This window comes from Bacillus sp. AP50, assembly GCF_040492675.1.
GTDB lineage: Bacteria > Bacillota > Bacilli > Bacillales > Bacillaceae_G > Bacillus_A > Bacillus_A cereus.
The window spans coordinates 1-12,987 of record NZ_JBEUTW010000227.1 but is presented as its reverse complement, the minus strand read 5'-3'; the positions used below and the strand labels follow the sequence as shown (position 1 = coordinate 12,987).

Sequence of the window (12,987 nt, the reverse complement as noted above, 5' to 3'; positions counted from 1 at the left end):
ACATTAATGTGCATGTTTTTGAATTACAATAACAAAATATTAACATATTTCCACCTTAACTTTGGAATTATTTTATAAATAAATACTGTATTAAACTAAAAAAGAGGATAGCCTCTTTTTTAGTTTAATACGAATATGGTATTTGCTGATAACCTGGGTATGGCATTGGATACGTTACAGGGTATGGTGATGGATAAGCTACTGGATATGGAGCCGGATAATATCCTCCACTTGTTGCACCTGTTAATGCACCAGCTGTTAGTCCGCCTAACACTCCTCCTGCAAAGCTTCCAGGGAAAAATCCGCCTCCCCATGAACTACCACCACCCCAGCCCCATCCGCCTCCGTGATGATGATGGTGATCATAGTGATTGTGTCCTCCATGGTGATGATGTCCACCATGATTGTGTCCTCCATGATGATGATTTCGATAGTACAATCCATTATTTTCTATATAATTCATGTTTCTCCGCTCCTTTTCGATTTTTTCATTTTCATATGCGTTAAGAGTGGGATAAAAAATGGGATAGTACACTGTATGTAGGACAAATGCGGAAAGTATAGGTGAAATGTCTATATTTTGTAAAAAAAGCAAAACACCTTATAATAAAGATGTCATATTACATCTTCTATTTAAGAAGTCTATATTGAAAAAAGATTAGGGGAATTATATAGAAATGAAGAAGCCTATCGTTCAATTACTATTAATATTTACAATTGTATCTATCGTTCTGTTCCTATTAAATACATCGTATATTTCGTTATATACATTTGTCGGTGCTCTATGGTCCATCACAATAGTCGGAATTTCATTCGTTATTTTTATAGAAAATAGATCTCCACAAAGTACGTTAGCATGGTTTTTAGTATTAGCACTTCTTCCTATTATAGGTGTGCTTTTATACGCTATTTTCGGACGCAGCCGCTGGAGAAGAAAAAAACATCTCCATCGTTCAGAAGAACAAAGAAAATTATTCCGTGAAATATTAGAAGGAAGAAGACTAGAGTTATTACTCACAGTCCCACTAAATGAACGTTCCATACATTTAACAGAAGTCATACAAAAATTTGGAGGTGGTCCTGCCGCAGATAAAACAACTACAAAACTTTTAACAAACGGAGATCAAACATTTTCAGAAATTTTGCGAGCTATAGAGCAGGCAAAGCATCATATACATATTCAATACTACATTTATAAATCTGATGAAATTGGTACAAAAGTTCGAAATGCTTTAATACAAAAAGCAAAAGATGGTGTTATTGTACGCTTCCTTTATGATGGCCTTGGAAGTAATACGTTACGACGACGATTTTTGCAACCTATGAAAGAAGCTGGGATTGAAATTGTAGAATTTGACCCTATTTTTTCAGCTTGGTTACTTGAAACTGTCAATTATCGTAACCATCGAAAAATTGTTATTGTAGATGGAAAAATTGGTTTTACCGGAGGACTCAATGTCGGTGATGAATATCTTGGCCGTTCCAAGAAATTTCCTGTTTGGCGTGATAGTCATTTAAAAATAGAAGGAAAAGCATTATATAAATTACAAGCAATCTTTCTAGAAGACTGGCTCTATGCCTCTAGTGGTTTAAATACTTATTCCTGGGATCAATTCATGAATAGACAATACTTCCCAGGTAAAGAGATTTCAAATGCAGAAGGTGCTGTTCAAATCGTAGCAAGCGGACCAAGCTCCGATGATAAAAGTATTCGTAATACATTATTAGCTGTTATGGGCTCTGCAAAAAAATCCATTTGGATCGCTACCCCCTACTTTATTCCAGATCAAGAAACTTTAACATTATTACGCTTAAGTGCAATTGCCGGAATAGATGTACGGATTTTATATCCAGGTAAAAGTGATAGCATCATTAGTGATCAAGCATCTCAATCCTATTTCACTCCGCTTTTAAAAGCTGGTGCTTCTATTTACAGTTATAAAGATGGTTTTATGCATGCAAAAATTGTACTCGTTGATGATACAATTGCAACTATTGGAACAGCGAACATGGATGTACGTAGCTTTGAATTGAATTACGAAATTATTAGCGTGCTTTATGAATCAAAAACAGTTCACGACATTAAACGTGATTTTGAAGAAGATTTTAAACATTCAACTGAAATTAAATGGAACTCTTTCCAAAAAAGAAGTATAAAAAAACGCATATTGGAGTCTTTCATGAGGCTCATTTCTCCTTTACTGTAGGCAATCAACTTCATCTTGATTGCTTTTTCTTTTCCCTTTATCCTCCTTCCTTTTCTTTGCATACCATATTAAAACAAGTTATCATAAGATGTATTACTTTATGAAAATAATGTTAGGTGGGAAATACATGTTAGAACAATTTCATATACATGCTGATTTAAAACAACAGCTTTCTACGATTCATGAAAAGAATAAGCAAGAAGCTGGTGAAAATGCACATTTAATCGGAACGAAAATATATAAAGCGTCTGATAATAGCATTATTGAAGATGCGATTACAGCACTTCTTCTTGGCAAGAATATTCTATTAAAAGGACCGACTGGTAGTGGTAAAACAGTACTAGCGGAAACTCTTTCTTCTTTATTCCAAAAACCAATGCATAGCATTAACTGCTCTGTCGACTTAGATGTAGAGGGTATTTTAGGATACAACACACTACAAACGAAAGATGGTGCATCTGAAGTTTCATTCGTTAACGGTCCTCTTATGAAAGCAATGAAGAACGGTCACTTCCTATATATTGACGAAATCAATATGGCAAAACCTGAAACGTTACCACTTCTTCACGGCGCATTAGATTACCGTAAAATGATTACAAACCCATTTACACAAGAGGTTGTATACGGTGATGACGAATACCGTGTAATTGCTGCGATTAACGAAGGTTACGTTGGAACAAGTGAACTAAATGAAGCGTTAAAAAACCGTTTCGTTATTATTGAAGTTCCTTACATTCAAGGTGATACATTAAAAGAACTATTATTAGCAGAATCAAAATTAAATGATGTTGCAACAATTGAAAAGTTTGTTGCATTTGCAAGCGACCTTATGCCTTTAGCTCGCGATGGACGTGTAAGTGAAGAAGCAGCAAGTATTCGTGGTATTATCGACGCATGTGATTTAGGTGTATATATTCCTGTTATGCGAGCGATTGAACGAAGCATAATTGCAAAACTTAATGATGAAACAGAACAAATGACTGTCCGTGAATTAGCAGAAAGTTATTTCTTTGAGGGATAATTTATGAGACAAATTTTTAGTGACAAAAAAATTGATGCGTCGCTGTTTCTACAAATGGAAAACTTAATGTATGCCCTTCTAAAAGAAGACGATGCCTATCTTGAATATGGCTATAAAGCATACTACGACGAAATTGAAAAGAAAGTTGTCATTAGTCACTTTTGGGATGATCGAAAAGAAGAAGATACAGTAATCGGATTAAAAAGCGAAGTGTTCTTAAAAGCACTTGGTAATAAACATTACTCGGACATGACTTTAATTCGTTCTTATGCGATTGAATTGCAAGAATCGCCCCTAAAAAAGTTTTTAACACAATTATTTGTTCTATTAGAAGATTTACGCGTTGAGGAAATCGTAAAGAACTTACGTCCTGGCACGAAGCATGTTTTTAAACGTCGAAAAGAAATGTACCGCAATTATTTCGGCTCTCAAAATGAAATAAACCGTGTTCGTAATTATCACGGTGATCGTCTATTTTGCCTATGCTATCTTTCATTAACGAGCGATAAATACGAAATGTTTAATAATGAATATTTTGAGCAAATTGAAGCGATTTTACATGAAACATTCCAAGCACGTAATACAGAAGATATTATGTATATCGTTGAGAAAATTCGCTATCGCTTAGAGGCGCTTCTTGAAAGCGATATGCTTAACAACTATTTCGGACATGCTCCACTTTACTTATCTGTCCTTGCAGACGAAAAGAACTGTCGCGTCGAAGATTTAGCAAATGATGATACGCAGCTTATAGATGACGATGAAAATAAAAACAAAATGGATGAAAGTTTCTCCACATGGCATCGTGAAAATAAAAATAACGAAAACGAGAACTTTTTACGCTTTGAATTAGAAAGCGGAACAAAAACTAATATGATGGGTGATACTGCCCGTGAATCAGAAGATGGCGACCAAGCACTTGGTTCTGTACAAGGTACTTCACAAAAAAGTACACAATCCAACTTTGATGGCGCTGATACAGAAGAAGCAAGGGCTTCACACGCTTCTAGCCAGCACGACGGTGCATACGGTAAGTATAATGTAGGTGCTTCTCATACATTTAAAGAAGCTCGCAAACCAAACTCAGATGAGAAAAAAGATTACCAAGCTATCAAATCAGTCGTCAATAAAGATGTAAAAGAATTAAAGAAAATTATCGAAAAAACAATTGAAAATAAAACGAATGCGAATAGTGATAAATATTACGGAAGACTTCGTAAGAAATTCCTTCGTATTTATACCGAAAAACAACCGCGTATGTTTTATAAAAAAGGACAAGAGTCACAAGAACTCGATGTTGCATTCCAACTATTAGTTGACTGTTCTGGTTCTATGTATAACAAAATGGAAGAAACGAAGAAGAGTGTTGTACTATTCCATGAAGCTTTAAAGTCTTTAAAAATCCCGCACGCTATTAGCGGATTTTGGGAAGATGCCTCTAGCGCTAAACCTGAAGATAAGCCGAACGTTATCCATGAAGTTGTAAATTATAAAAACTCAACGTTGCCAAACGTTGGTCCAGAAATTATGCAACTTCGTGAAGAAGAAGATAACCGCGACGGATATATTATTCGTATCGTTTCTGAAAAACTTGCCAAAAGACCTGAGAAACATAAATTCTTACTAGTCTTCACAGACGGTGAGCCTTCTGCGCTAGACTATCAACAAGACGGAATTTTAGATACGCATGAAGCTGTTAAACTCGCGCGTAAAAGTGGTATGGAAGTAATCGGTATCTTCATCGAAGAAGGCGAAGTGAAAGAAGCAACTTATCAATTGATGAAAAACATTTATAACCATCACTTCTTAGTTGCAAATCATGCTGAAGATTTACGATTGAAGATTAAACCATTGCTGAAAAAACTATTACTGAAGACGATTGAATAGAAAATAGGAGCCTTGTGGCTCCTATTTTTTCTTTCAATTACTTTGTTTCTGGTTGAAACTTGTATGGAATGGCTACTTCTAATAAAGATTCAAATCCTCCGTCATAGTATGGGAAACGCTCATTCGCAATTGTTCGATCTACCCACTCTATTGCAGAAATTTCACCTTCATCTTCCGCAATAAGTTCCCCTTTTACTACATTCGCTCGGAATGTAAAAAATAGTGCATGATTCCCTGATTCTTCAAAGAATTTTTCATTGATCGCAACAAGCCCCCCAGCCAAGGCGGTTAAACCTGTCTCTTCTTTCACTTCTCTTATTAGTGCTTCCTCTAATATTTCACCTTTTTCCACAGCCCCACCTGGCAATGACCAAACGTTTTGTTCTACATTATGTACCATTAATATTTTATCTGTTTCTTCGTCATGTATTAGTGCGTATACGACATCAACTCTTTGCATAAGACTTCTCTCCTCCCCAAAATAATGAAGAGCCGATTCCTAAGAATCGACTCTTCCTATTAATTCATCACTAACTCAGCTGTGAGCTTTTTTTTTAACTTAGCCAGCATGTCCGTTGTCATTTTGTCTAAATCGTATTCTGCTTTAAAGCCCCACTCTTTCATTGCTGCAGTTGCGTCAATAGAGTTTGGCCAGCTATCAGCGATTGTTTGACGAGCTGGATCTACTGCATAATCCATTGTAAACGTCGGAATGTGTTTACGAATTGACGCTGCAATTTGCTCTGGCTCGAAGCTCATTGCTGTAATGTTAAATGCATTTCTATGCACTAGCTTACTTGGATCAGCTTCCATTAATGAAATGATTGCTTGTAAAGCATCAGGCATATACATCATGTCCATGTACGTTCCTTCAGCAATGTATGAGGTGTATGCACCTTTTTTAATTGCCTCATAATAAATTTCAACTGCATAATCAGTCGTTCCGCCTCCTGGAGGAGCTACGTAAGAAATTAAACCTGGGAAACGGACACCGCGCGTATCTACGCCAAATTTTTGATGATAATAATCACATAGTAATTCTCCTGCCACTTTGTTTACCCCATACATCGTAGTAGGACGCTGAATTGTATCTTGCGGTGTATTATCTTTTGGCGTCGATGGACCGAATGCACCGATAGAACTTGGCGTGAAGAACTTACAGTTTAATTCACGAGCTGCTTCTAGAGCATTTACAAGCCCACCCATATTTAAATTCCATGCAAATAACGGATTTTTTTCTGCTGTTGCTGAAAGTAAAGCTGCTAAATGAATAATTGTATCTACTTCATTACGCTTTGCGATATCATGTAGTTTTTGTCCCTCTGTTACATCTAACGTTTCAAATGGACCAGACGTTACTACTTCACTATCTGTTTCACGAATATCTGTTGCAATAACATTTGATGCGCCGTATACATCACGAAGTTTCATTACTAGTTCAGAACCAATTTGCCCTAAAGAACCGGTTACTAGAATTTTTTTCATTTTCCCCACTCCTCATTTGCAAGCTATTCAAAAGATGTCGTTACTTAAATGATGCCCATTTCTTTTCCTACTTTTTCATACTTAAGAATTGCTTCATCTAACATTTCTTTCGTATGAGCTGCTGTAGGCATATTACGAACGCGCCCTGTTCCTTTTGCTACAGTTGGGAACACGATAGATTTTGCGTATACCCCTTCTTCATTTAGACGTTTACTAAATTCTTGTGTTAATACTTCGTCCCCAATGATACAAGGTGTAATTGGCGTTTCACTTTCTCCAATGTTAAAGCCAAGTTCTTTTAATCCTTGTTTCAAGTAGCGGCCATTTTCCCATAAGCGATCGTGTAACTCTGTGCTTTCCATTAAGATTTCAATTGATCTCATGCAAGCTGCTGCATCAGCTGGTGTTAATGCTGTAGAGAATAAGAATGGACGTGAACGAACTTTTAACCAGTCAATTAAGTTTTGTTTCCCTGCTACATATCCACCAATTACCCCAATTGCTTTTGATAATGTACCAATTTGGAAATCAACTTTATCAGAAAGACCGAAGTGCTTTACAGTTCCTGCACCTTTTCCAAGTACACCTGAACCGTGTGCATCATCTACGTATGTCATTAAATCTAACTCTTCTGCAATCTCAACAATTTCTGGTAGTTTTGCAACATCTCCATCCATTGAAAAGACACCGTCTGTAATTACCATTAATTTATTGTAAAGACCTGATTCTTTCGCCGCAATTGCTTTTTGGCGTAAATCTTCCATATCCGAATGTTTATAAACAATAATTTTTGCTTTTGATAGACGACTACCATCAATAATAGAAGCATGGTTTAATTCGTCTGAAAGAATTGCATCATTTTTATCCATAACAGCTGAAATCGCTGCCATATTACAGTTAAATCCTGATTGATAAGCAATTGCTGCTTCTGTATGTTTAAACTTTGCAATTGTTTCTTCTAACTTAATATGCAAATCTAAAGTACCGTTAATTGTACGAACAGCCCCTGCTCCAACACCGTACTTATGAATAGCACCAATTGCTGCTTCTTGCAAACGGCTATCTGTTGCTAATCCAAGATAGTTGTTTGAAGATAAGTTAATATATTCTTTTCCGCCAATTGTAATGATCGGTCCATTTGAACTCTCAAGCGGATCAATTACGTTATAAAGCCCCTTTGATTTTAAATCCTCTAAATTTTCTTCTAAAAATTTCGCAAGTGTTTTACTAGACATCGTGAAGCCTCCCATCGTTCATGTAAGCGGATTATTGTCTTAATAGTTCTAATAATCCCTCTACTAGCTTAACACGTTTTCAGAATTTATTATAGAAAAATAGTTTAAAGTAACCGCTTACAATTTTAGATTATATATGATTCATTACAATAAATCTATTATTTACTTTTCATATTTGATAGAATTAAAAAAATATTTCAGGAGGTTTCAAACATGGCATTTACAGAATCTGATGTATACAATAACACAGCATTTTTCGAACAATATATGAAACGAAGATACCGAGAAAATAGCCCAAATGAATCCATTGAAAAACCAGTATTCTTTCAGCTCATTGGTCATGTACGAGGAAAACAAATTCTCGATTTAGGCTGTGGTGATGCTAAGTTTGGCGCGGAATTATTAGAAAAGGGATGCTACTCTTACACCGGCATTGAAGGCTCCGAACTTATGTATGAAAAAGCTAAAAAACAACTAGAAAATAAAAATGGATCTGTTCATTTTTTAAACCTCAAAGATTATACCTACCCCTCTTCCACTTTTGATTTAGTAACATCTAGACTCGCCTTACATTATATTGAACATCTTGATGCCATTTTTCAAAATGTGTTTCAAACTTTAAAAACAAATGGCACCTTTACCTTTAGCGTTCAACATCCCGTTATTACTTCTTCGTTTGAAAGCTTACAAACAAGTGGTAAAAGAACGAGTTGGCTCGTCGATGATTACTTTAAACTAGGCAAACGGGTTGAACCATGGATTGACCAAGAAGTTATTAAATATCATCGTACAACGGAAGATTATTTCACATTATTACAGCAAGCCGGATTTACCATTACATCATTAAAAGAAGCTACACCAAATCCAACCTATTTTCAAAATGAAGAAGAATATAAACGTCGCTTACGTATTCCTCTCTTCCTCTTATTTTCTTGTACCAAATAAAAAAAACGATGAATCACTCATCGTTTTTTTATCTCATTACCTGAGCAACTTCTTTAACTACACGTCTTCCTCTTCCGTGAGGTATACAAAGCGGTGTTCCAAACAACGGATCCGTACTAATTTGACACTCCATTCGGAATACATCACGTACTAGTTTCTCATCTACCACTTCTTCAGGTTTACCTTGTGCATATATTTGTTTATCCTGAATGGCTACAATGTTATCTGCATAGCGACATGCTAAATTTAAATCGTGTAATACCATGACAATTGTTCTTTGTTCTGTTTCATTTAATTCGAATAATAAATCTAGCACCTCAATTTGGTGAGTCATATCTAAATATGTAGTAGGCTCATCCAGTAAAATAATATCTGTATCTTGTGCAAGCGTCATTGCAATCCAAGCACGTTGTCGTTGTCCACCTGAAAGAGCATGCACATCACGCTCAGCAAATTCTGTCATACCTGTTGCTGCAAGTGCCTTCTGTACCATTTCCTCATCTTTTTCTGACCACTGTTTCAGCCATGTTTGATATGGATAGCGTCCTTGTTTTACAAGTTGCAATACTGTAAGCCCTTCAGGTGCTTGCGGTCCTTGCGGTAAAATTGCCATTTGACGAGCAATTTGCTTAGTTTGCATACTTTGAATAGCTTGATTATCTAACAAAATGTCACCAGTTGTTGGCTTTAATAATCTAGCTAGTGAACGTAATAAAGTTGATTTCCCGCAACCGTTGGAACCGATAAAGATTGTAATTTCACCTTTTGGAATTTCTAAATTCAACTCATCAATAATAATTGTTTCACCATAAGACAACGTCAAACGTTTCGTCTCCAATGCTTTTTGCATATTCATCTCCCTTTATGAATTCCGACTTTTATAAAGTAAATAAATAAAATAAGGTGCACCAATTGCTGATGTAAATACCCCTGCTGGAATTTCAAGTGGTGTGAAAACTGTACGCCCAATTAAATCTGCAGCAAGTACTAGAATTGCACCAACAATAGCTGCAACTGGGAGTAATGCACCGTATAAAGAACCAACTAGCCTTCGTGAAATATGAGGTGCCATTAAACCGACAAATCCAATTCCTCCGGCGAAGGCAACTGCTCCCCCAATTAAAGCCGTACTAAGTAATAACATGAATACGCGTGACTTCGTTAAAGGAACACCAAGTCCTACCGCAATATCATCCCCTAGCTCTTGCGCATTTAAATGTCTAGCAGCTATAAATGATATTACCGTTAAAATGAGAACCCACGGTGCAAGCACCATAACGTTTTGCCATGAAGAACCATAAACAGTACCTGTAATCCATACATTCGCTTGACTCGCTTGATAAATTGGTGCTAACAACATAAACAAAGTCGTTGCCGCTTTCGTTAATGCCCAAAACCCCACACCAATTAAAACAAGACTAATCGGCGATAACCCGTCATTTCTCCATGCAAATAAATATACAAAAAGCGCCACAATCGTTGCCCCAACAAAGGCTGCTAACGGCATATAATGAATGCTTACAGTTAGCGCATTATTTTTATCACTAAATATAGCTAAAAACAATACAACTGCAACACTTGCCCCGCCCGTAATCCCGATGATATCCGGAGAAGCAAGTGGATTTCGAACGAGACCTTGTAAAATACATCCTGCTACAGCAAGCGCAATTCCTACGAGGATGGCAATTAAAATACGCGGCATACGAAACTTATTTACAACCATGTTAGACATCGCATCGCCATTTCCAGTGATCGCTTGCCATACATCATAAGGAGCAATTTTCATGTCTCCCATACCTGCACTTGCAAAAAATAATCCTATTAAAACAACTAGTAAACTCAACAAGACGAGACAAGCTCGTTTATACATTAAAAACGAGGGCCCGCCTTTCCCTATACGAAACGGAATATACTTCTTCATTTGCTAAGCCCTCTCTTACGTGCAATATAAATAAAGAATGGAGCTCCAATAAATGCTGTCATAACTCCTACTGGTACTTCTTGTGGCATAATGACATATCTTGCTGCTATATCAGCCAATATTAGTAGTATTGCACCTAACAATCCGCTATAAGGCACTCTCCATCTGTGGTCAACTCCAACAAGAAATCTCGCAAAATGCGGAGTAATAATTCCAATAAATCCAATTGGGCCAGCAACCGCAACCGAACCACCAGACAACAGTACAATAATAAGTAACACGAATGATTTCATTAAAATTGTTCGTTGTCCAAGTCCTTTCGCGACGTCTTCTCCCATCATCAATGTATTTACTTTCCCTGCCATCATAAGAGATGCAATCCATCCTATTAATAAATATGGGAATACAGATTGTAAAATTTCTAACTTTCTCCCTTGCACAGATCCAGCAAGCCAAAATAATACCTCTTCAAGTGCTTTTTCATTTAACACAAGTAATCCTTGTGTTAATGATGAAAATAACGCACTAATTGCGACCCCTGCTAACGTTAACTTAAGAGGAGTAGTTCCTTCTTTTCCTAAAGAACTAGAAGCAAATACAAGTACAGCTGCAACCGCCGCTCCTAAAAAGGCAATCCATGTGAAAGCTGATAATGATGTTACTGAAAAGATTACAATTGCTACAACTATGAAGAACGCAGCACCTGAATTTAATCCAATAAAATCTGGAGAAGCAAGTGGATTCTTAGTTAAAGTTTGCATAAGACAACCAGCAATGGCTAAACTAGCACCAACACTAGCTGCAATTAACGCCCTAGGCAGACGTACATTTTGAATAATAATATGTTCATTGGAACCGTTAAAATGGAAAAAAGCATCCAATGCTAGTTTCCAACTCGTATTTGTATACCCGAAAATAATACTTCCCCAAATACAAATAACGACTGCAATGATTCCAACAAATAATCCAATCCATTTTGCTCGATTTGTTTTTAATAACATGCAGCGTTTCCCCTTCAATGTATAATGATACGTTGTTAGTGTATTTCAACTTAATTCTCATTGTCAACGGAAATGAGAATTATTTTCACCCATATGTATTGACAATCAAAAGATAAAGGCTTAATATCATGCTTGCTATTGAAAAATATTCTCAACATGTAGGGGGTACATAATGAATTTCATGCGGAAGAAATCGTTTACAGTATTTGTATTTTTACTAGCATTTTCAATGCTTTTAAGCGCTTGTGGAAAATCAAATAACAAAGAAGAATCTACAAAAGAAGATAATAAAAAAGAAGTGGTTACTGTAGAACATGCAATGGGTAAAACAGAAGTTCCTGCTAATCCAAAACGTGTAGTTATCTTAACAAATGAAGGAACTGAAGCTTTACTTGAATTAGGTGTGAAACCAGTTGGTGCTGTAAAGTCTTGGACTGGTGACCCATGGTATCCACATATTAAGGATAAAATGAAAGATGTAAAAGTTGTTGGTGATGAAGGACAAGTTAACGTTGAAACAATTGCTTCTTTAAAACCAGACTTAATTATCGGTAATAAAATGCGCCACGAAAAAGTGTACGAACAACTAAAAGCAATTGCACCTACTGTGTTCTCAGAAACATTACGTGGTGAATGGAAAGATAACTTCAAATTTTATGCAAAAGCATTAAATAAAGAAAAAGAAGGTCAAAAAGTTGTAGCTGATTACGAATCACGTATAAAAGATTTAAAAGGCAAACTTGGCGATAAAGTAAACCAAGAAATCTCTATGGTTCGTTTCATGCCTGGTGATGTTCGTATTTATCATGGCGATACATTCTCTGGTGTTATTTTAAAAGAACTTGGATTTAAACGTCCTGGAGATCAAAATAAAGATGATTTTGCAGAGCGTAACGTATCTAAAGAGCGTATTTCTGCTATGGATGGTGACGTATTATTCTACTTCACATTCGATAAAGGAAATGAGAAAAAAGGATCTGAACTAGAAAAAGAGTATATAAACGATCCTCTATTTAAAAATTTAAATGCAGTAAAAAATGGTAAAGCATACAAAGTTGATGACGTTATTTGGAATACAGCTGGTGGCGTAATGGCCGCTAACCTACTATTAGATGACATTGAAAAACGCTTTGTTAAATAATATTTCCTTAACCAGCTCCCTTCTGTGGAGCTGGTTATTTTTCAATTCACTTAAATGTCACATTATTTCGTTTTGTATTTTTATTCCCAATATGTTATATTGAGAAAGTAAATAGAATATATTTTCTTTATATCAGAATAAATG

General features: G+C 36.1%; 12 protein-coding genes. 5 read left to right on the top strand and 7 right to left on the bottom strand.

The features are described 5' to 3' along the window. Positions 1 to 124: 124 nt before the first annotated feature. Complete coding sequence (locus ABWK52_RS17675) at positions 125 to 463, bottom strand: hypothetical protein (protein WP_001106403.1); 339 nt, start codon at positions 461 to 463, stop codon at positions 125 to 127. Between the two features lie 214 nt (positions 464 to 677). Here ABWK52_RS17675 and ABWK52_RS17670 point away from each other — a divergent pair, with 214 nt between their 5' ends. The 3 genes from ABWK52_RS17670 to ABWK52_RS17660 all read left to right on the top strand — a co-directional run bounded on the left by ABWK52_RS17670 (position 678) and on the right by ABWK52_RS17660 (position 5,115). Further along, the gene (locus ABWK52_RS17670; RefSeq protein WP_000743032.1) at positions 678 to 2,207 is read left to right on the top strand and encodes a cardiolipin synthase; all 1,530 of its coding nucleotides are present in this window, start codon (positions 678 to 680) and stop codon (positions 2,205 to 2,207) included. 127 nt (positions 2,208 to 2,334) lie between these two features. Further along, a complete protein-coding gene (locus tag ABWK52_RS17665; protein ID WP_000892973.1) occupies positions 2,335 to 3,228 on the top strand; it encodes an ATP-binding protein in 894 nt (297 codons plus the stop codon). 3 nt (positions 3,229 to 3,231) lie between these two features. Then, positions 3,232 to 5,115: a vWA domain-containing protein gene (locus ABWK52_RS17660; RefSeq protein ID WP_098508754.1), complete on the top strand. Its 1,884-nt coding sequence runs from the start codon at positions 3,232 to 3,234 to the stop codon at positions 5,113 to 5,115. A 37-nt stretch (positions 5,116 to 5,152) separates the two neighbouring features. Here the strand turns inward: ABWK52_RS17660 and ABWK52_RS17655 are convergent, their stop codons facing one another. From ABWK52_RS17655 to ABWK52_RS17645, 3 genes are read right to left on the bottom strand one after another with little or no spacing between them, the layout of a single operon-like run. After that, on the bottom strand, positions 5,153 to 5,575 hold the full coding sequence (locus ABWK52_RS17655; RefSeq protein WP_001189940.1) for an NUDIX hydrolase: 423 nt from the start codon (positions 5,573 to 5,575) through the stop codon (positions 5,153 to 5,155). Positions 5,576 to 5,634: 59 nt separating this feature from the next. Continuing rightward, on the bottom strand, positions 5,635 to 6,600 hold the full coding sequence (locus ABWK52_RS17650; protein WP_098508756.1) for an L-threonine 3-dehydrogenase: 966 nt from the start codon (positions 6,598 to 6,600) through the stop codon (positions 5,635 to 5,637). Positions 6,601 to 6,644: 44 nt separating this feature from the next. Further along, the gene (locus ABWK52_RS17645; RefSeq protein ID WP_000095905.1) at positions 6,645 to 7,835 is read right to left on the bottom strand and encodes a glycine C-acetyltransferase; all 1,191 of its coding nucleotides are present in this window, start codon (positions 7,833 to 7,835) and stop codon (positions 6,645 to 6,647) included. A gap of 213 nt (positions 7,836 to 8,048) precedes the next feature. On the opposite strand from ABWK52_RS17645, the gene ABWK52_RS17640 reads away from it, so the two are divergent. Next, positions 8,049 to 8,780, top strand: a complete 732-nt coding sequence (locus ABWK52_RS17640; RefSeq protein WP_061655586.1) for a class I SAM-dependent DNA methyltransferase — start codon at positions 8,049 to 8,051, stop codon at positions 8,778 to 8,780. A gap of 28 nt (positions 8,781 to 8,808) precedes the next feature. Here the strand turns inward: ABWK52_RS17640 and ABWK52_RS17635 are convergent, their stop codons facing one another. Genes ABWK52_RS17635 through ABWK52_RS17625 form a run of 3 tightly spaced genes read right to left on the bottom strand, consistent with a single transcriptional unit; the run spans position 8,809 to position 11,702 of the window. Further along, positions 8,809 to 9,630 carry an ABC transporter ATP-binding protein gene (locus ABWK52_RS17635; protein WP_001167963.1) on the bottom strand — a complete coding sequence of 274 codons (822 nt, stop codon included), beginning with the start codon at positions 9,628 to 9,630 and terminating at the stop codon, positions 8,809 to 8,811. Between the two features lie 12 nt (positions 9,631 to 9,642). Further along, a complete protein-coding gene (locus ABWK52_RS17630; RefSeq protein WP_000760071.1) occupies positions 9,643 to 10,701 on the bottom strand; it encodes a FecCD family ABC transporter permease in 1,059 nt (352 codons plus the stop codon). Then, positions 10,698 to 11,702: a FecCD family ABC transporter permease gene (locus tag ABWK52_RS17625; protein ID WP_000925232.1), complete on the bottom strand. Its 1,005-nt coding sequence runs from the start codon at positions 11,700 to 11,702 to the stop codon at positions 10,698 to 10,700. The genes ABWK52_RS17630 and ABWK52_RS17625 overlap by 4 nt, the downstream gene beginning before the upstream one ends. Positions 11,703 to 11,874: 172 nt before the next feature. On the opposite strand from ABWK52_RS17625, the gene ABWK52_RS17620 reads away from it, so the two are divergent. Continuing rightward, entirely contained in the window at positions 11,875 to 12,843 is a 969-nt protein-coding gene (locus ABWK52_RS17620) for an ABC transporter substrate-binding protein (protein ID WP_001010274.1), read from the top strand. Positions 12,844 to 12,987: the final 144 nt, after the last annotated feature.

What these genes read in the sequence shown, in the direction of transcription:
- ABWK52_RS17655 (WP_001189940.1), bottom strand. Translation starts at nt 5,575, where the DNA reads ATGCAAAGAGTTGATGTCGTATACGCACTAATACATGACGAAGAAACA.
- ABWK52_RS17635 (WP_001167963.1), bottom strand. Translation starts at nt 9,630, where the DNA reads ATGCAAAAAGCATTGGAGACGAAACGTTTGACGTTGTCTTATGGTGAA.
- ABWK52_RS17675 (WP_001106403.1), bottom strand. Translation starts at nt 463, where the DNA reads ATGAATTATATAGAAAATAATGGATTGTACTATCGAAATCATCATCAT.
- ABWK52_RS17665 (WP_000892973.1), top strand. Translation starts at nt 2,335, where the DNA reads ATGTTAGAACAATTTCATATACATGCTGATTTAAAACAACAGCTTTCT.
- ABWK52_RS17625 (WP_000925232.1), bottom strand. Translation starts at nt 11,702, where the DNA reads ATGTTATTAAAAACAAATCGAGCAAAATGGATTGGATTATTTGTTGGA.
- ABWK52_RS17650 (WP_098508756.1), bottom strand. Translation starts at nt 6,600, where the DNA reads ATGAAAAAAATTCTAGTAACCGGTTCTTTAGGGCAAATTGGTTCTGAA.
- ABWK52_RS17640 (WP_061655586.1), top strand. Translation starts at nt 8,049, where the DNA reads ATGGCATTTACAGAATCTGATGTATACAATAACACAGCATTTTTCGAA.
- ABWK52_RS17670 (WP_000743032.1), top strand. Translation starts at nt 678, where the DNA reads ATGAAGAAGCCTATCGTTCAATTACTATTAATATTTACAATTGTATCT.
- ABWK52_RS17645 (WP_000095905.1), bottom strand. Translation starts at nt 7,835, where the DNA reads ATGTCTAGTAAAACACTTGCGAAATTTTTAGAAGAAAATTTAGAGGAT.
- ABWK52_RS17630 (WP_000760071.1), bottom strand. Translation starts at nt 10,701, where the DNA reads ATGAAGAAGTATATTCCGTTTCGTATAGGGAAAGGCGGGCCCTCGTTT.
- ABWK52_RS17660 (WP_098508754.1), top strand. Translation starts at nt 3,232, where the DNA reads ATGAGACAAATTTTTAGTGACAAAAAAATTGATGCGTCGCTGTTTCTA.
- ABWK52_RS17620 (WP_001010274.1), top strand. Translation starts at nt 11,875, where the DNA reads ATGAATTTCATGCGGAAGAAATCGTTTACAGTATTTGTATTTTTACTA.